Source organism: Ruegeria sp. K5, from assembly GCF_056531805.1.
This window is the reverse complement of the sequence record NZ_JBQFML010000005.1, coordinates 209237-226572: the sequence shown is the minus strand read 5'-3', so window position 1 is coordinate 226572 and position 17336 is coordinate 209237. Positions and strand designations below refer to the sequence as shown.

Below are 17336 nucleotides of genomic sequence, written 5' to 3'. Positions count from 1 at the left end.
ATAACCCGTGCTGCGCGATATAGAGAATACGCCGCCAAGGGAAAGAGGGGAAAGCGGCAATTTCGCACCTGTTTCCGATACCTCTTGCACCTTTTCGCGCGGTCCCTATAACGCAGGACAATTTGGGCGCTGGGGCGGTGCCCTGACTCGCGGACAATCGAAGGAACAAGGCCATGCCGAGAAGAACCGACATCCAGTCGATCATGATCATCGGGGCGGGCCCCATTGTCATCGGGCAGGCGTGTGAGTTCGACTATTCCGGCGCTCAGGCCTGCAAGGCGCTGCGCGAGGAAGGTTATCGGGTCATTCTGGTGAACTCGAACCCCGCGACGATCATGACCGACCCCGGTCTGGCGGATGCCACCTATATCGAGCCGATCACGCCCGAGGTTGTCGCCAAGATCATCGAGAAAGAACGCCCCGACGCGCTGCTGCCCACGATGGGCGGACAGACCGGCCTGAACACCTCGCTGGCGCTGGAAGAGATGGGCGTGCTTGAGAAGTTCGGCGTCGAGATGATCGGCGCCAAGCGCGACGCCATCGAAATGGCCGAGGACCGCGCCCTGTTCCGCGAGGCGATGGACCGGCTGGGCATCGAAAACCCCAAGGCCGAGATCGTGACCGCCCCCAAGGACGAAGACGGCAAGAAAGACCTGGATGCCGGTGTCGCCTTGGCGCTGGAAACCCTGGAAACGGTGGGTCTGCCCGCGATCATCCGCCCTGCCTTTACACTTGGCGGCACCGGCGGCGGCGTGGCCTATAACCGCGAGGATTATATCCATATTTGCCGCTCGGGCATGGATGCCAGCCCCGTGGGTCAGATCCTGATCGACGAAAGCCTGCTGGGCTGGAAAGAATACGAGATGGAGGTGGTGCGCGACACTGCCGACAACGCCATCATCGTCTGTTCCATCGAAAACGTCGATCCAATGGGCGTACATACGGGCGACTCGATCACCGTGGCCCCAGCCGTGACGCTGACCGACAAAGAATACCAGATCATGCGCAATCACTCGATTGCCGTGCTGCGCGAGATCGGCGTGGAAACTGGCGGCTCGAACGTGCAATGGGCGATCAACCCGGTCGATGGTCGCATGGTTGTGATCGAGATGAACCCCCGCGTGTCGCGCTCTTCGGCGCTGGCGTCCAAGGCGACCGGTTTCCCGATTGCCAAGATCGCGGCCAAGCTGGCAGTGGGCTACACGCTGGACGAGCTGGACAACGACATCACCAAGGTCACGCCCGCCTCGTTCGAGCCGACCATCGACTACGTCGTCACCAAGATCCCGAAATTCGCGTTCGAGAAATTCCCGGGCTCGGAACCTTACCTGACCACCGCGATGAAGTCGGTGGGTGAAGCCATGTCCATCGGCCGCACCATCCACGAATCGATGCAAAAGGCGCTGGCTTCGATGGAATCCGGGCTGACCGGTTTTGACGAGGTCGAAATCCCCGGCCTGAATGTCGGTGTCTGGGACGAGGCCACCGACAAGGCCGCAGTGATCAAGGCGATCAGCAAACAAACGCCCGACCGCCTGCGCACCATCGCGCAAGCCATGCGCCACGGTCTGAGTGACGACGAAATCTTCGGTGTCACCAAGTTCGACCCGTGGTTCCTGGCCCGCATCCGCGAGATCATCGATGCGGAACGTCAGGTCCGTAAAGACGGCCTGCCCGTGACCGAGGATGGCATCCGCAAGCTGAAAATGCTGGGCTTCACCGATGCGCGTCTGGGCAATCTGACTGGCCGCGACGAAGACAACGTCCGCCGCGCTCGCCGCAATTTGGGCGTCAATGCTGTCTTCAAACGCATCGACACCTGCGCGGCCGAATTCGAGGCGCAGACGCCCTATATGTACTCGACCTACGAAGCCCCGATGATGGGCGAGGTCGAATGCGAAGCCCGCCCAAGCGACCGCAAAAAGGTCGTCATCCTTGGCGGTGGCCCGAACCGGATCGGTCAGGGCATCGAGTTTGACTATTGCTGCTGCCACGCCTGTTTCGCGCTGACCGAAGCGGGCTATGAGACCATTATGGTCAACTGCAACCCCGAGACAGTCTCGACCGACTATGACACCTCGGACCGGCTGTATTTCGAGCCGCTGACCTTTGAGCACGTCATGGAAATCCTGACGAAAGAGCAGGAAAACGGCACGCTGCATGGTGTGATCGTGCAGTTCGGCGGTCAAACCCCACTGAAACTGGCCAACGCGCTGGAGGCCGAAGGCATCCCGATCCTCGGCACCACGCCCGACGCCATCGACCTGGCCGAAGACCGTGAGCGGTTCCAGGCGCTGGTCAATGATCTGGGTCTGAAACAGCCCAAAAACGGCATCGCCTCGACCGACGCGCAAGCGTTGGAGATTGCCGACGAGATCGGCTTCCCGCTGGTGATCCGCCCCTCTTACGTTCTGGGTGGCCGAGCGATGGAAATCGTGCGCGATATGGATCAGCTGCGGCGCTACATCAACGAGGCCGTGGTGGTCTCGGGCGACAGCCCGGTTCTGCTGGACAGCTATCTGGCCGGTGCGGTGGAACTGGACGTGGATGCGCTGTGTGATGGCACCGATGTTCACGTTGCGGGCATCATGCAGCATATCGAAGAGGCGGGCGTGCACTCGGGCGACTCGGCCTGTTCGCTGCCGCCCTATTCGCTGTCGGATGAGATTCTGGAACAGATCAAGGATCAGACGTTCAAACTGGCCAAAGCGCTAAACGTCGTCGGCCTGATGAACGTGCAGTTCGCCATCAAGGATGATGAGATCTACCTGATCGAGGTGAACCCGCGCGCCAGCCGCACCGTGCCCTTCGTGGCCAAAGCGACCGACAGCGCGATTGCCTCCATCGCCGCGCGTGTCATGGCGGGTGAGAAGCTGTCGAACTTCCCGATGCGCCCGCCCTATCAGGAAGGTCAGGATACAAAAATTGCCGACCAGATGACGCTGGCCGACCCGAACATGCCGTGGTTCTCGGTGAAAGAGGCGGTCCTGCCCTTTGCCCGCTTCCCCGGCGTCGACACGATCCTGGGCCCGGAAATGCGTTCGACCGGCGAGGTCATGGGCTGGGACCGCGACTTCCCGCGCGCCTTCCTCAAGGCGCAGATGGGCGCGGGTATGGTCCTGCCGTCCTCGGGTCGTGCGTTCATCTCGATCAAAGATGCCGACAAGACCCCCGCGATGCTTGAGGCCGCACAGGTTCTGGCCGCGCAGGGCTTTGTCCTTGTGGCAACCCGTGGCACACAAAGCTGGCTGGCCGAACAAGGCGTTGCCTGCGATCTGGTCAACAAGGTCTACGAAGGCCGCCCGGATGTGGCCGACATGCTGAAAGACGGTCAGGTGCAGCTGGTGATGAACACCACCGAAGGCGCGCAGGCGGTCGAAGACAGCAAGGTCATCCGCTCCATCGCGCTCTATGACAAGATCCCCTACTTCACCACCGCCGCCGCCAGCCACGCCGCCGCGCTGGCCATCAAGGCGCAGGCCGAAGGGGATGTTGAGGTGATGTCGCTGCAGGGGTGATCCTTCACCCCAAAGGGAACAAAGCAAAACCCCCGGTCCGTGACCGGGGGTTTTTCAATTAAACAGCGGATTGCGCGGCCATTTGCCTTGCCTCCTCCCGCCTGAAGAACAGCAGGTAGAACACTGGCGCGGCGACCATGGTCAGGACTGTGGCAAAGGCCAGACCGCCCATGATCGTCACGGCCATCGAGACGAAGAACGCGTCTGTCAGCAGCGGGGCCATCCCAAGGATCGTGGTGATCGCGGCCAGCATGACCGGGCGCAGACGCGAGACCGAGGCTTCGATGATCGACTCTTGCAGGGGTTTACCGGTGGCCCGGACCAGATCGATTTCCTCGACTAGAACAATGCCGTTCTTGATCAACATCCCCGACAGGCTCAGCAGGCCCAGCAGGGCGGTGAAGGTGAACGGCAAGCCGGTTCCCAGCAGGCCAATCACCACACCGTTGACCGACATCGGCACCAGCAGCCAGATGATGATCGGCTGACGGATCGCATTGAACAGCAGGACCGAGATCAGCACCATGATCAGTAAGCTTAGCGGCAATTGCCTGCCCAGACTTTCCTGCGCGTCGCGCGAGTTTTCGAACTCGCCCCCCCACTCCATCTTGTAGCCGGGCGGCAGATCGATTGCCTCAATCGCGGCGCGCACCTCGGTATGGACCTGAGCGGCGGTAAAGCCCGCCGGGATGTCGGCTCCGACCGTGATGGTCAGAACCCGGTCGCGCCGGTGGACCAGCGTGTTCAGGGCCTGGTATTCAAACCCGTCCACCATCTGTTCGATGGGCACGAAACGTTGCGATTGATCCGAATAGACGACCTGATCGACGATTGAATAATCCCCGTCCGCCGGGCGGCGCAGGATGATCGGGATCAGGCGGTCACGCTCGCGCAGGACCCCGCCGGTGATCCCATCGGTCGAGAATTGCAGCGTGGCAGCAATATCTTCGCGGGACACGCCAGCGGTCTGGGCGCGTTCGGTCGCATAGATTGGCTGCACCGCCAGTTCCTTTTCACGCCAGTCGTGATGGACATGCAGCGCGTTGGGCGAGGCGGCGGCCATGCGCTGGACCGCCTCATCCGCCAATCGCCGCAGAACTTCCGGGTCGCTGCCCGAGAACCGAGCCTGGATCGGATCGCCGCCGCCGGGGCCAAAGACCAAGCGCCTGGTGCGGAACTCGCTTTCGGGAAACTGCACCGAGCCGAACGCCTCAAGATCCGCCTGCAAAGCAGGGATATCGTCCAGCGTTTCGGTGCGGATGATCATATGGCCGTAGCTGGGGTTCGGATCTTCGGCGGCATAGGTCAGCATGAAACGGGTGGCCCCCTGCCCCACGAAGGTGGTGACGGACACAACGTCGTCGCGGTCATTCAGCCACTCTTCAAACACGGCCATATCTTGGGCGGTGCGGGCGATGGTGGTGCCCTGAGGCAGCTTGTAATGCACAAAGAACAGGGGCGTGTTCGAGTCCGGGAAGAACTGCTGCTTCATCAGCCCGAAGCCCGCGTAGCAAACCACCGTAACCGCAGCCAGCCCCACGACCACCAGCCAGCGAAACCGCAACGCGCCGCGCAGAACCGAGCCGTAGATACGGAACAGAATGCCGCTATAGGCGTCCACTTCGCCTTCCTTGCCCTGTTTGAAGAAGTAGTGCCCCAGCATCGGCGTGACCGTGATGGCCAGCACCCAGCTCAGCAGCAGCGAGATGCCGATCACCGCGAACAGCGAGAACAAAAACTCGCCAGTTGCATCGGGGCTGAGACCGATGCCCGCAAAGGCCATGATACCGATCACCGTGGCGCCAAGCAGTGGAGTTTGCGTTTTCGAAGCCACATCTTCCGCCGCATCGCGCGAGGATTTGCCGCGCAGCATGGCGATCTGCATCCCTTCGGCCACGACGATGGCATTATCGACCAGCATCCCCATGGCGATGATCAGCGCGCCAAGCGAGATGCGCTCCATCTCAATCGAAAACATCGCCATGAACAACAGCGTTCCGACCACCGTCAACAGCAGCGTCGAACCCACGACAACCGCCGCACGCCAGCCCATGAAAAGACCCAGAACCGCGACCACGATGGCCACGGACATGGCCAGATTGACCAGAAAGTCGGTCGAGGCTTGTTCGACCACCACATGCTGCTGGTAAATCGGCAGGATTTCGACGCCAAAGGGAATCGCGGTGTCCAACTCGTCAAACTTGGCATCCACGCGCTTGCCGACTTCGACAATGTTCTCGCTCGACAATCCGGCGATGCCCAGGGTGAACGCCTCGACCCCGTCAAAGCGGATCATGATGTCCGGGTCGGTCTGGCGCGCGCGGTAGACGTTGGACATATCGAACAGGTTGATCACCTGCCCCTGAGAGCCGACCGAAAGCCCGGCAATGGCGGACACACTGTCCGAACCTTCGGCGGTCAGGATTGTGGTTCGATCATCAGCAGACCGCAGCGAGCCGGATGAATTCACCGAATCCGCGTTCGAGATCGCCTCGTTAATTGCCTGAATCGGCACGTTCTGATTCACCGAGATGGCAAGGTCGGGCTCGATAAAGATCGCCTCTTGCGGCAGGCCCTGAACCTCGACATCGGCGACGCCGCTGACGGTCAGCAGCTCACGCCGAAGAAACGTAGCCAGTTCGTGTTTTTCCGCGTCCGAATAACCCTCGGCCGTCACCGCGTAGAACAGGCCAAAGACGTCACCGAAGCCGTCATTCACGTAAGGCTGGCCGACGCCCGAGGGCAGGCCGCGCGCCGCATCGCGGATCTGGGCGCGCAAACGGGTCCAGATGGCGGGCAGTTCGTCACCGTCATAGGTGGACTTGATCTCGACCTCGATCAGCGACCGACCGGGTTGGTTGACCGAGGTGATCGTGTCCACCTCGCCCATTTGCTGGATGGCGGATTCAAGCGGTTCCGAGACCTCAAGCGCCACTTGTTCAGCTGTTGCGCCGGGATATTGGGTGATGATGACGGCGTTCTTGATGGTGAATGCCGGGTCTTCGAGACGACCCAGAGACAGAAAGCCCCAGATACCGCCAAACAGGGCAATCAGGATGATCAACCACGTATATAGTGGCCTGTCGATCGAGGCGCGCGCGATGTTCATATCTCAGCCCCTCAGTTCCCAAAGCCGGAAAACCGGCGCACGGTTTGACCGTCGGCCAAGGCGGCGCCACCTGCGACAACAATCTCTTCCCCGCCAGACAGGCCGGTCAACACCCGAACACCACCCAACTGGGTCGGCTCGATGGTCACGGGGACGCGGCGAACGGTGCCCTCTTCTGCACCAACCGGTGAATAGACCATGACGCCCAACTCTCCGCCCGCGTCTGCGACGATGGCGGTGGTGGGTACGATGATGCCAACGCGCTGGTCCTGAACCTGTACATTCACGGTGACGGATGATCCGGGCAGAATCTGCAGCCCTTCTGGCGGGGTCAGGCCGAACTGGATGCGGAAGGTCTGACCCACGCTGGAGGTTTCAGCATCGAATTCGCGGATTTCCAGCGGAAAGACCTCGTCACTGGCGGGAAACTTGGCAGTGATCGTGATGTCGTCCTGCTGGCCGGTGCGTTGGAACAAAATTTCAGGAACATCCACTTCGATCCGCAACTCGGACATATCGTGGATGCGCACGATTGGTGTGCCTGCAGAGACGGTCGTAAACGCCTCGACCGTACGGCTGGAGACCAGCGCATCGAACGGGGCGGTCAGCGTGGCGTGTTCCAGTTCGTATTCCGCATCGCGTACGGCGATTGCGGCCAGTTGCGCCTCGGTCTCGGCGTCATCCACGGCGACCTGGCTTGCCGTGGTTCCCCGCAGGCGCGACAATCGGGCCTCGGTCCGGTCTGCCTGTTCCTTTTGCAGGCGCGCCCGGTCCAGGCGCAGCTGGAACGGCTCGGAATCAAGCTGGGCGATCAGCCCGCCTTTGGGAATAACGAAGCCCTCGGTGACAGGCATTTCGATAATCTGGCCTGACACCTGAAACGCCAGATCAACTGTCTGTCGCGCCGCCACACGGCCAAAGAACTGGCGCGAAAACCCCGGCGTGGTTTCCTGCACAAGCATCAGTTTGACCGGTTTTGCAACCTCTTGCGCGGCCATCGGCGATGCCAGAACAGCCAAAGCAAGGCCCAGAGAAGTCAGCAGTTTCATTTCTTCAATCCCTCGGGAATTCCCGTTTTCAGAATGGTGTCACGTATCTTACACGCCAGATGCGCGAATTGAGCGGTTTCTTCTTCGTTCAGGCCAGACGCGCGATGAAACAGCGCCCCCGCTTCGGCCACAAGCATATTGCGGGCATCTTCGCCCTGTTGGGTCAGCACCAGCAACCAGGCCCGCCGATCCTGCGGGTCACGTTCGCGTGTCAGATACCCCGCCTTTTCCAGACCGTCCGCCGTCGCCGTAATGGTCGAGGGAACGGTCATCATGTCCGTGGCCAGCACCCCCATGCGCTTGGGCCGATCCAGTTTGATCAGCATATGGCATTCCGGATGGCTCAGATCGGTCTCCATCGAATCGAAGACTTCTTCGAGTTTCCAGTACAGCGCATAGACGCCCATGATCGCCTGTATCTCGGGGCTAAGGCGGCCCAACCTTGTGCTAATGTCGTCCTGCACGGTGCGTCTCCTGCGTGATTTTTGGCCATATACTTCAAAATTTGAACTATTCAAGATATGAAGTTGAAATCGACCCCTCAGAGTGTATTCCCTTAGGTTAACAACTCTTGATCAAATGCCGCTGTGACTGCATTTTAGGCGGATTCGAAACCTTCAGGACCCGTCATGTATACGCCCGCCATCACCGGTACCGGTGTTTTCACGCCAGAAAACGTCATCACAAACGCTGAGCTTGTGGAAGCATTCAACGCCTATGCCGATAAGCAGAATGCCGAAAATGCCGAGGCCATCGCCGCCGGTCAGATGGAACCGATGCAGCATTCCTCGGAAGAGTTCATCGTCAAGGCCTCGGGCATTCAAAACCGCTATGTGATGGACAAGACCGGCGTTCTGGATCCGGACATGATGTTCCCTGCCCTGCGTCAGCGCAGCGATGACGAGCCGGGGATCATGACCGAGATGGCAGTGGACGCCTGCAACAAGGCGCTGGCGCAGGCCGGTCGTACGGCCGCGGATGTGGATCTGGTCATCTGTGCCGCGTCGAACCACGAACGCGCCTATCCGGCGATTGCGATCGAGATTCAGCAGGCCCTGGGCATTGACGGGTTCGGGTTTGACATGAATGTGGCCTGTTCCTCGGCCACTTTCGGCATTCAGGCGGCGGCGGACATGGTGCGGTCCGGCTCGGTCCGGGCGGCGCTGGTGGTCAACCCCGAGATCTGCTCGGGCCATTTGGAATGGCGCGACCGCGATTGCCACTTTATCTTCGGCGACGTTGCCACCGCCACGCTGATCGAACGGATCGAAGACGCCCAAGGCCCGCATTTCGAGGTCCTGTCGACCCGTTGCGCCACCGCCTTCTCGAACAATATCCGCAACAATAACGGCTTCCTGCGCCGGTCGCGCCCGGCAGGCATGGTGGACCGTCGCGATATGCAGTTCATGCAGAACGGTCGGAAAGTGTTCAAAGAAGTGCTGCCGATGGTCAGCAAGCATATCGGCGACCACATGGACGCCGAGGGCGTCAGCAGCGATGACCTGAAACGCCTTTGGCTGCATCAGGCCAACAAGACGATGAATGATTTCATTGGCAAGAAAGTGCTGGGCCGCGAGCCGGAAGCCGGTGAGCAGCCGAACATCCTGCAGGACTATGCCAACACCTCATCCGCCGGATCGATCATCGCGTTCTCCAAGTATTCGGATGACTTGCAGGACGGAGACGTCGGGCTGATCTGTTCCTTCGGGGCTGGCTATTCGGTCGGATCGGTGATCGTGAAGCGGCACGTTTGATTGGCCTGACAGCGCGCCGTGTGCCCTTTGCACTCCGGGATGATGCGCTGACGCCAAAGGATCGCTGCGCATCCTCAGGTCAACTTGGCCAACGGCAAGCGCGCGAGACAAGGCGCAGATGAACGCCCGATTGGTTGAGCCTTAGCTGACGCTTTCTTCCTCGAGATGCAGTTTCATCTCGATCAGAACCTGTTGCAGCAGGCTGGTCTCTTTCAGCAAACGCTTGGCTTCGTTCACCGTGATGATGCCGTCTTCAATCGCGGCCTGATATTCTGTCATCAGCATCGCAAAGCGCTGGCTCAGGGCAATGACATCCGAATTCACGCCGCCGGTTCGTGGCTTGTCTGTGTTGCGCCCGTCATAGGACAGGGTGATGTTCTTGAGATCGGCCAAAGCCGAGGTCACATGCGGATAGGCCGCCGCATTCTCTAGCCGGGCCACGGCGTCAACTGGCATGAACCTGTCGGCATGTTCCGCATTGTCAGAATAATACCGGCCCAGAGTCGCCTTTGATTTACCCGTAATCTCGCACGCCGCTTCGATCCCGACGTCTTTGACAAGCGCCTCGGTGTGTTTCTTCAGATAAGCCCCGATCTCTGCCATTGTTTTACCTTTGTTACCTGCACGCGCTGTTCCACCCCTGTTGTTGGGGGAAAGCCTCGGGAAATTTCCCATAACAGAGTCATAATTGAAATGTCATACATTGGCTATCCCTCAGATATGCGAGGGATTTTGTGAGTGAGTGGCGGCAGTTCCTGCCGGTAATGAGTGATCGTGGGGCAGGATTGTTTAGCCTCACACCGTTAAGGCCGCATGTTGGCCGACGGCGTCGCTGTTGTGAGAGTGGTGGTTCCATCCCCAAAGAGCATGTGCTCGGCCTTCGCAACTGCAATGGCGACGTCGATTCTTTTCAGGCATTTTGAACCCTTGTCCGTTTGGCGGATGCGTTTTAGACCCGGCGCATGGCAAAGCTGTATTTCAACTACTCTACTATGAACGCGGGCAAATCGACCGTGTTGCTGCAGGCCTCGCACAATTATCGCGAGCGCGGCATGGACACCTACCTGATGACTGCCGCTGTTGACGGGCGCGCGGGAACAGGTCGCATCGCGTCACGTATCGGCATTTCCGAACAGGCCGACACGTTCCGGCCTGATACAGATGTGTTTTCCATGATCGATACGCGGCTGAAACAAGGCTCTGTCGCCTGCGTTTTTGTCGATGAGGCGCAGTTTCTGTCGGACGATCAGGTCTGGCAATTGGCGCGCGCCGTTGACGACCTGCGCGTCCCGGTTCTGGCCTACGGGCTTCGGGTGGATTTTCAGGGCAAACTGTTCCCCGGATCCGCCGCTTTGCTGGCGCTGGCCGATGAGATGCGCGAAGTCCGCACCATCTGCAAATGCGGGCGCAAAGCCACGATGGTGATTCGTCAGGATGAGAACGGCAGGGCCATCACCGAAGGCGCACAAGTTCAGATCGGCGGGAACGAGACCTATGTTTCACTCTGCCGCAAACACTGGCGCGAAGCCGTCGGCGACTAGACGCGATTGGGCAGGTCCCGGCCCGCAACAAACGCCGCCACGTTATCCAGCGCCATGTGCCCCATGTTGGTCCGAACCTCTTCGGTCGCAGTGCCCAGATGGGGCAACAGGGTGACGTTCTCCATATCGCGCAAGGCCTGAGGGACCGCAGGTTCGAATTCGTAGACGTCCAGCCCCGCCCCGGCGATCTGACCCGCCTGAAGGGCAGCGATCAGGGCGGCTTCGTCCACCACCTCTCCGCGCGCGATGTTCACCAGAATGGCTGCCGGGTTCATGGTCTCGAGCACCGTCGCGTTGATCAGATGGCGGGTTTCGGCCCCACCTGGCACGGCCAGAACCAGAAAATCGACCGACGCGGCCAGCGCAGGCAAATCCGCAAAGTATTCTGCATCGAACTCCAACTGCTTGGCGCTGCGGGACTGGTAGGCAATCTGCATCGCGAACCCGAAATGACACCGTCGGGCAATGGCCTGACCGATGCGCCCCATACCCACGATACCGACGCGCTTGCCGGTGACGTGATGCCCCAGCATCTGAGTGGGATGCCAGCCCTGCCACGCGTCGGACCGGACCAGACGTTCCCCTTCACCCGCGCGGCGTGCGGTGGACAGCAGCAGAGTCATCGCGATGTCTGCGGTGGCATCGGTGACGGCGCCCGGCGTGTTCGTGACCGTGACCCCCGCCGCGTTCGCCGCTTCGACGTCGATATGGTTGTAGCCCACACCGAAATTGGCCAGTAGCTTGCAGCGAAGCGCAGGCACATCCGCAAACACGGCGGCAGAGAATTGGTCGCCCAAAGTTGGCACGACCACGTCGTACTGCTCTAGCGCTCGCCTCATCTCATCCTGTGACAGTGGCGAGGTGGAACTGCGGATGTCGACCTCAAACTCAGCTTTTGCCCGCGCTTCGACCGCTGGCGTCATGGGGCGGGTGATCCACAGTTTCATCAGTGCATCCGCCCGCCCAGCGGAACCTTTCCGTCTGGCCCGATCAACACGATCTCGCCGTTTTCGTCGGGCAGGCCCAAGACCAGCACCTCGGACATGAACTTGCCAATCTGGCGCGGAGGGAAGTTGACCACAGCCATGACCTGCTTGCCGACCAGAGTTGCCGGATCGTAATGCGCAGTGATCTGGGCCGAGGTCTTACGCTCGCCAATCTCATCGCCGAAATCGATCCACATCTTGATCGCGGGCTTGCGGGCTTCGGGGTAGGGCTCGGCCCGGATGACCTCGCCAACGCGGATATCGACCTTCATGAAGTCGTCGAAGGAAATCTCACTCACCGGACAGTTCCTTGGATCGGTCGGTCGCGGCTTTGACCGCGCGTTGCAGCAGATCGGGGAACCCTTCCTTCTCGTGCATCAGAACCTCAAGCGCGGCCTGCGTGGTGCCGTTGGGCGATGTCACATTGACCCTCAGTTGCGAGGGGTCCTCTTCCGCCGCCATCGCCAAGGCCCCTGCCCCGGCCACGGTGGATTTGGCCAGTTTCATTGCCAGATCATGCGGCAGGCCCTGCGCCTGACCCGCGGCGGCCAGCGTTTCGATCAGGTGGAAGACATAAGCCGGGCCCGAGCCGCTGACGCCGGTCACCGCATCAATCTGCGCTTCGGCCGACAGGCGCACAGTCTCACCGATGGCCGAGAGCAGGTTTTCTGCCAGCGCCAGATCATCTTCGGATGCATGGGTGTTACCGATCATCGCCGTAATACCCTGACGGATCGCGGCAGGCGTGTTTGGCATCGCCCGCACAATCGGGGTGCCTGCACCCAGCACATCCTCGAACGTGGCAATCGATGTACCTGCCGCGACAGACACGAACAGGCTGCCGCCCCCGCCCAGCGCCTGTATGGCTGGCAGCGCGTCGCCCATCATCTGCGGCTTGACGGCCACCAGAACCACGGCGGGTGCTTCCGGCAATGTGGTATTGATATGGACGCCCTGCGCCTTCAGCCATTCTGACGGGTACGGATCGATCACCCAAACGGATGAGGCGGGCAGGCCGTGTTCCAGCCAACCCGCCAACATCGCGGACCCCATCTTTCCGCATCCCAACAGCACCAGGCCGTGTTCGGCCACGCGCGACATGTCCATGATTGCCCCTTCCCTGACGTAACGGTTCGGGGCAAAGCTTTACGCCCGGCCGTAAGCCTCTGCAATGGCAACCTGCATCGCATCTTCCGGGTCGCGATTGCCCCATGTCACCAGCTGGATCGCCGGGTAGTAGCGTTCGGCGCTCATGACGGCGGCGGTGATCATGGTATCGATCTGATCCGGGCTTGCCATCTGGCCACCGGCCAGCACCAATCCGTAGCGATAAACCATCAGCTTCTGGTTCGCCCAATATGTGAACGCCCCCGCCCAGCACTGATCGTTCATCCTGTTCAGCAACTCATAAAGCTCGCTCTCACGCTCGGACGGTGGCTCCATCTCGAACGAGCAGACCATGCGCAGCGTTTCATCATAGTTGGACCACGCCAGAGTAATGGAATACGTCCGCCACTGCCCCTCAACAGCCATGGCGATCTGATCGTCGCCGATGCGGTCAAAATCCCAGTCGTGATGTTCGGCCAGATGTTCAACAATATCGATCGGATGAAGGTCTTCTTCGAGAAACTGCTCAGAAAGGGCCATAATGCCACCTCACTAATCTCTAGCATTTCGGGGCTGGCAGCGCCCCAGCGCTAGTTGCCTGCTCTACAAGCCGGGCTTCCCCCATGGGCCTGTACTAAATATGGTGCGCCGCGCATGCGGTTCTGGCAACCCTATTTCTTGGGGATAACAGCAATAAGTTGTGGACAGTCGGCAACGGAGGTCAAAATATTGGCACTTGCGCCAGCTTTGTCTTGATTAATTCCTGCAAGACGGCAAGATACACTCCACCGCACAATCCGGACTTGGATTGCGCGGCGTTTGTTTTGTCTAAAAAACTTCGATTTGGACGTTACTTGTCCAGTTTCGCCTCAAGCGCGGCGATGCGCGCCTCAAGTGCTGCGTTCTCTTCCCGGGCCTTCTGGGCCATGGCGCGCACGGCATCAAATTCTTCACGGGTAACAAAGTCACGGTCGGCCAGCCAGCGGTCGATCATGGACTTCATCGCATTCTCGGCCTCTTCCCGCGCGCCCTGCGCCACACCCATGGCGTTGGTCATCAGCTGGGAAACATCGTCGAGGATCTTGTTGCGGGTCTGCATGGTTATTCTCCGATTGCGGGCTTTTCCCTATATGGGGAATGATTGGCGCAGGCTCAAGGTTGACTTGCCCCGTAAACCCCGGGCAATGAGACGCACATGCAGGCTGTTTTGAATTTCCCCGATCTGTCACCCGAATTGTTCTCGATCTCACTCTTCGGGATGGAGTTCGCCTTAAGATGGTACGCGCTGGCCTATATCGCGGGTATTCTGATTGCCTGGCGGCTGGCCATTGTCGCGCTGCGCCGCCCCGCGCTGTGGCCCAATGATACGCCGCCGATGAAGCCCGAACAGCTGGACGACCTGCTGACATGGATCATTGTCGGTGTCATCCTTGGCGGTCGACTTGGATTTGTGCTGTTTTATCAACCGGCTTACTACCTGTCGCACCCGACCGAGATTCTGAAGGTCTGGCAGGGCGGTATGGCCTTTCACGGCGGTTTGCTGGGCGTCATCCTTGCGTCTTATCTATACGGTCGGCGTCACAAAATCCCGATCCTGTCGCTGGGCGATCTGGTCGCCTACACGGTTCCGCCCGGCCTGCTGCTGGGGCGGCTGGCCAATTTCGTCAATGCCGAGCTTTGGGGCCGACCCAGTGAGCTGCCATGGGCCGTGATCTTCCCCGGCATGGCCGCGCAGGATTGCCCCGGCGTCGTCGCGGGAATGTGCGCCCGCCACCCCTCGCAACTTTATGAGGCCGCGCTTGAGGGCGTTTTGCTGGGCGCGGTCCTGCTGTGGCTGGTCTACCGTCGCGGGGCCTTTCACGCACCGGGCCGGATCATGGGGGTGTTTCTGGCCGGGTACGGTGCCTCCCGCTTTATCGTTGAGTTCTTTCGGCAACCGGACGCGCAATTTGTCTCGCCCGGAAATCCGCTGGGTCTGGCATGGCATGTCGGCGGCTATGGCCTGACTATGGGGCAGTTGCTGTGCCTGCCCATGATCGCGCTGGGCCTTTGGTTCATCCTGCGCGCCCGGCGCGCGGCATGAACTTGTCGGACCACCTGATCGCGCGCATCCGTCAGGATGGCCCGATCAGTATGGCTGAATATATGACCGACTGCCTGTTGCATCCCAAGCTGGGCTATTACAGCACCCGCGACCCGCTTGGGGCGCAAGGGGATTTCATCACCGCCCCCGAGATCAGCCAGATGTTTGGCGAACTGATCGGGTTGTCGCTGGCCCAATGCTGGATCGATCAGGGACGCCCCGTGCCTTTTACCCTTGCCGAACTTGGCCCCGGACGCGGCACGCTGATGGCCGATGCGCTGCGCGCCACGCGGCAAGTCCCCGGATTCCATGCAGCGGCTAAGATATGTCTGCTAGAGGCATCGCCTGCATTGCGGCAGGTTCAGGCCGAAATGCTGAACCAGTACACGCCCGAATGGATTGAAAACACCGCCGACCTGCCTGAACAGCCCTTATTCCTGATCGCCAACGAGTTTTTCGACGCCCTTCCCGTTCGTCAGTTCATCCGTGACGGCGACGGCTGGCGCGAACGGCTGATCGGAGAAACGGACGGCGCGCTTGCCTTTGGTCTGGGCCCGAATGCGCCTCAGGTCGCGTTAAAGGACAGGCTAGGCGACACCAAAGACGGTGATCTTGTCGAACTCTGCGCGGTTGCAATCCCGATCATGACGGTCCTCGCCAGTCGTATTGCAACCCATGGCGGGGCCGCATTGATCATCGACTATGGCGATTGGCATTCACTGGGCGACACCTTGCAGGCGTTAAAGGCCCATGAACGGTCTGATCCGTTGACCGATCCGGGGCAGTGCGATCTGACGGCGCATGTGGATTTTGAACCGCTGGCCATTGCCACACGCGCGGCAGGTTGCGCGCATACGCGGCTGACCCCTCAGGGGGTCTTCCTCGACCGGTTGGGAATCACGGCCCGGGCGCAGGCCTTGACGAAAGCTGTGGACGGTTCAACGCAAGAACAGGTGATTGCTGCACATCGCCGGTTGACGCATCCCGATGAAATGGGAAACCTGTTCAAAGTGCTGGGCCTGTATCCATCACATTCAGCGCCACCGCCGGGACTGGAGCCATGACACTGGAAATTCTGACCTCTGAAATGCTCGCCCCCGTGCGCCACGGCTTCTTTACCCGCCGGGGCGGTGCTTCATCCGGGATCTTTTCGGGGTTGAATTGCGGCCATGGGTCTTCGGACCAGACCGAGGTGGTCGCGCTGAATCGCAGACGTGTGGCCGAAGCCATGGAGGTGACGCCCGACGAACTGGTCGGCGTTCATCAGGTGCATTCCCCAACCGTTCTGACCATCGATGCCCCGATAAAAGGTGAGAAGCCCAAGGCCGATGCGGTCGTCACAGCAACGCCAAACCTTGCCCTGACGATTCTGACCGCAGACTGCCAACCGGTGCTGTTTGCCGATCCTGACGCCAATGTGATCGGGGCCGCCCATGCCGGGTGGCGCGGCGCGCTGGATGGTGTGCTCGAAGCCACTCTGGAAGCCATGGAATCACTCGGCGCGACACGCGAAAACACCCGTGCTGTCATCGGGCCGTCAATCTCGCAGCGCGCCTATGAAGTCGGGCCCGAGTTTCTGGACGACTTTCTGGCCGATTCCCCCGAAAACAGCCGGTTTTTCGCCAATGGTCACGAAGACAGGCTGCAGTTCGACCTGCCCGCGTTCGGCCTGCACCGGCTGCGACAGGCCGGTGTCGGGCACGCCGAATGGACCCGTCACTGCACCTATTCCGACCCGGATCGCTTTTATTCCTACCGCCGTGCGACGCATGCAAAAGAAGCCGATTACGGACGTCTGATTTCTGCGATCAGATTGTAGAATTGGCCTCGATTAAGGCAATTCCGCCACCTTTCCGCCACATTCATCATGTTTACCTGAAGGCAGAATCGTAGCGTAATTTTTTGCCAGTACTCAGATGGTTATCTGACTTTCAGACATGTGAATTCTGGCACCTCAACACGGAGGAACTGTCAAACTTCACCTTCTGTCCTGATATTTTCCCGGATACGTCACATCACTGCCGCAAATCTGCGTCACATAAGGGTTACAAAAGGAAAAAGGGGCGTCAGACCCCGCATCAGAGCAGGATCAGAAATGAAATCGAAGTCTCGTTTTCTCAGCGCGGTTGTTGCGGCCGCGCAGGACCAGAAACTGGAAATGCCGTGGAAACGAGTTTCTAGCAATTCTG

The 17336-nt window shown here is 60.1% G+C and carries 15 protein-coding genes; 6 read left to right on the top strand and 9 right to left on the bottom strand.

The genetic code is table 11. The annotated features are described in order from the left end of the window. The first annotated feature begins 173 nt into the window (after positions 1-173). Positions 174-3518 (top strand): carbamoyl-phosphate synthase large subunit, encoded by a 3345-nt coding sequence (gene carB / locus ACR0MO_RS15140; protein WP_480892097.1) that lies wholly within the window; start codon positions 174-176, stop codon positions 3516-3518. 58 nt (positions 3519-3576) lie between these two features. Here the strand turns inward: carB and ACR0MO_RS15135 are convergent, their stop codons facing one another. From ACR0MO_RS15135 to ACR0MO_RS15125, 3 genes are read right to left on the bottom strand one after another with little or no spacing between them, the layout of a single operon-like run. Further along, positions 3577-6627 (bottom strand): efflux RND transporter permease subunit, encoded by a 3051-nt coding sequence (locus ACR0MO_RS15135; protein ID WP_480892094.1) that lies wholly within the window; start codon positions 6625-6627, stop codon positions 3577-3579. Between the two features lie 11 nt (positions 6628-6638). Then, positions 6639-7676 (bottom strand): efflux RND transporter periplasmic adaptor subunit, encoded by a 1038-nt coding sequence (locus ACR0MO_RS15130; RefSeq protein WP_170452633.1) that lies wholly within the window; start codon positions 7674-7676, stop codon positions 6639-6641. Next, positions 7673-8140 (bottom strand): MarR family winged helix-turn-helix transcriptional regulator, encoded by a 468-nt coding sequence (locus ACR0MO_RS15125; protein ID WP_480892093.1) that lies wholly within the window; start codon positions 8138-8140, stop codon positions 7673-7675. The genes ACR0MO_RS15130 and ACR0MO_RS15125 overlap by 4 nt, the downstream gene beginning before the upstream one ends. 165 nt (positions 8141-8305) lie before the next feature. On the opposite strand from ACR0MO_RS15125, the gene ACR0MO_RS15120 reads away from it, so the two are divergent. Further along, positions 8306-9430, top strand: coding sequence for a beta-ketoacyl-ACP synthase III (locus tag ACR0MO_RS15120; RefSeq protein ID WP_170452635.1), 1125 nt, complete (start codon positions 8306-8308; stop codon positions 9428-9430). Between the two features lie 141 nt (positions 9431-9571). On the opposite strand, the gene ACR0MO_RS15115 is transcribed toward ACR0MO_RS15120, so the two are convergent. Next, the gene (locus ACR0MO_RS15115; protein ID WP_170452637.1) at positions 9572-10033 is read right to left on the bottom strand and encodes a hypothetical protein; all 462 of its coding nucleotides are present in this window, start codon (positions 10031-10033) and stop codon (positions 9572-9574) included. A gap of 359 nt (positions 10034-10392) precedes the next feature. Here ACR0MO_RS15115 and ACR0MO_RS15110 point away from each other — a divergent pair, with 359 nt between their 5' ends. Next, positions 10393-10971 (top strand): thymidine kinase, encoded by a 579-nt coding sequence (locus ACR0MO_RS15110; RefSeq protein WP_170622878.1) that lies wholly within the window; start codon positions 10393-10395, stop codon positions 10969-10971. Here the strand turns inward: ACR0MO_RS15110 and ACR0MO_RS15105 are convergent. The 5 genes from ACR0MO_RS15105 to ACR0MO_RS15085 form a co-directional block, all read right to left on the bottom strand. Next, the gene (locus ACR0MO_RS15105) at positions 10968-11918 is read right to left on the bottom strand and encodes a 2-hydroxyacid dehydrogenase (protein ID WP_170622876.1); all 951 of its coding nucleotides are present in this window, start codon (positions 11916-11918) and stop codon (positions 10968-10970) included. The two genes, ACR0MO_RS15110 and ACR0MO_RS15105, sit on opposite strands and share 4 nt — an antisense overlap. Beyond that, positions 11918-12256: a tRNA-binding protein gene (locus ACR0MO_RS15100; protein WP_170521714.1), complete on the bottom strand. Its 339-nt coding sequence runs from the start codon at positions 12254-12256 to the stop codon at positions 11918-11920. The genes ACR0MO_RS15105 and ACR0MO_RS15100 overlap by 1 nt, the downstream gene beginning before the upstream one ends. Next, on the bottom strand, positions 12249-13064 hold the full coding sequence (gene proC, locus ACR0MO_RS15095) for a pyrroline-5-carboxylate reductase (protein ID WP_170452645.1): 816 nt from the start codon (positions 13062-13064) through the stop codon (positions 12249-12251). The genes ACR0MO_RS15100 and proC overlap by 8 nt, the downstream gene beginning before the upstream one ends. A gap of 39 nt (positions 13065-13103) precedes the next feature. Beyond that, positions 13104-13604, bottom strand: a complete 501-nt coding sequence (locus ACR0MO_RS15090; RefSeq protein ID WP_170452647.1) for a YbjN domain-containing protein — start codon at positions 13602-13604, stop codon at positions 13104-13106. A gap of 310 nt (positions 13605-13914) precedes the next feature. After that, on the bottom strand, positions 13915-14163 hold the full coding sequence (locus tag ACR0MO_RS15085; RefSeq protein WP_050604795.1) for an accessory factor UbiK family protein: 249 nt from the start codon (positions 14161-14163) through the stop codon (positions 13915-13917). 96 nt (positions 14164-14259) lie between these two features. Here ACR0MO_RS15085 and lgt point away from each other — a divergent pair, with 96 nt between their 5' ends. Genes lgt through pgeF form a run of 3 tightly spaced genes read left to right on the top strand, consistent with a single transcriptional unit; the run spans position 14260 to position 16966 of the window. Further along, positions 14260-15147, top strand: coding sequence for a prolipoprotein diacylglyceryl transferase (gene lgt / locus ACR0MO_RS15080; RefSeq protein WP_480892091.1), 888 nt, complete (start codon positions 14260-14262; stop codon positions 15145-15147). Further along, a complete protein-coding gene (locus ACR0MO_RS15075; RefSeq protein ID WP_170521708.1) occupies positions 15144-16211 on the top strand; it encodes an SAM-dependent methyltransferase in 1068 nt (355 codons plus the stop codon). The genes lgt and ACR0MO_RS15075 overlap by 4 nt, the downstream gene beginning before the upstream one ends. Continuing rightward, entirely contained in the window at positions 16208-16966 is a 759-nt protein-coding gene (pgeF, locus tag ACR0MO_RS15070) for a peptidoglycan editing factor PgeF (RefSeq protein ID WP_170452652.1), read from the top strand. Before ACR0MO_RS15075 ends, pgeF begins: the two co-directional genes overlap by 4 nt. Positions 16967-17336: the final 370 nt, after the last annotated feature.

What these genes read in the sequence shown, in the direction of transcription:
- carB (WP_480892097.1), top strand. Translation starts at nt 174, where the DNA reads ATGCCGAGAAGAACCGACATCCAGTCGATCATGATCATCGGGGCGGGC.
- ACR0MO_RS15135 (WP_480892094.1), bottom strand. Translation starts at nt 6,627, where the DNA reads ATGAACATCGCGCGCGCCTCGATCGACAGGCCACTATATACGTGGTTG.
- ACR0MO_RS15130 (WP_170452633.1), bottom strand. Translation starts at nt 7,676, where the DNA reads ATGAAACTGCTGACTTCTCTGGGCCTTGCTTTGGCTGTTCTGGCATCG.
- ACR0MO_RS15120 (WP_170452635.1), top strand. Translation starts at nt 8,306, where the DNA reads ATGTATACGCCCGCCATCACCGGTACCGGTGTTTTCACGCCAGAAAAC.
- ACR0MO_RS15115 (WP_170452637.1), bottom strand. Translation starts at nt 10,033, where the DNA reads ATGGCAGAGATCGGGGCTTATCTGAAGAAACACACCGAGGCGCTTGTC.
- ACR0MO_RS15110 (WP_170622878.1), top strand. Translation starts at nt 10,393, where the DNA reads ATGGCAAAGCTGTATTTCAACTACTCTACTATGAACGCGGGCAAATCG.
- ACR0MO_RS15105 (WP_170622876.1), bottom strand. Translation starts at nt 11,918, where the DNA reads ATGAAACTGTGGATCACCCGCCCCATGACGCCAGCGGTCGAAGCGCGG.
- proC (WP_170452645.1), bottom strand. Translation starts at nt 13,064, where the DNA reads ATGGACATGTCGCGCGTGGCCGAACACGGCCTGGTGCTGTTGGGATGC.
- ACR0MO_RS15090 (WP_170452647.1), bottom strand. Translation starts at nt 13,604, where the DNA reads ATGGCCCTTTCTGAGCAGTTTCTCGAAGAAGACCTTCATCCGATCGAT.
- ACR0MO_RS15085 (WP_050604795.1), bottom strand. Translation starts at nt 14,163, where the DNA reads ATGCAGACCCGCAACAAGATCCTCGACGATGTTTCCCAGCTGATGACC.
- lgt (WP_480892091.1), top strand. Translation starts at nt 14,260, where the DNA reads ATGCAGGCTGTTTTGAATTTCCCCGATCTGTCACCCGAATTGTTCTCG.
- ACR0MO_RS15075 (WP_170521708.1), top strand. Translation starts at nt 15,144, where the DNA reads ATGAACTTGTCGGACCACCTGATCGCGCGCATCCGTCAGGATGGCCCG.
- pgeF (WP_170452652.1), top strand. Translation starts at nt 16,208, where the DNA reads ATGACACTGGAAATTCTGACCTCTGAAATGCTCGCCCCCGTGCGCCAC.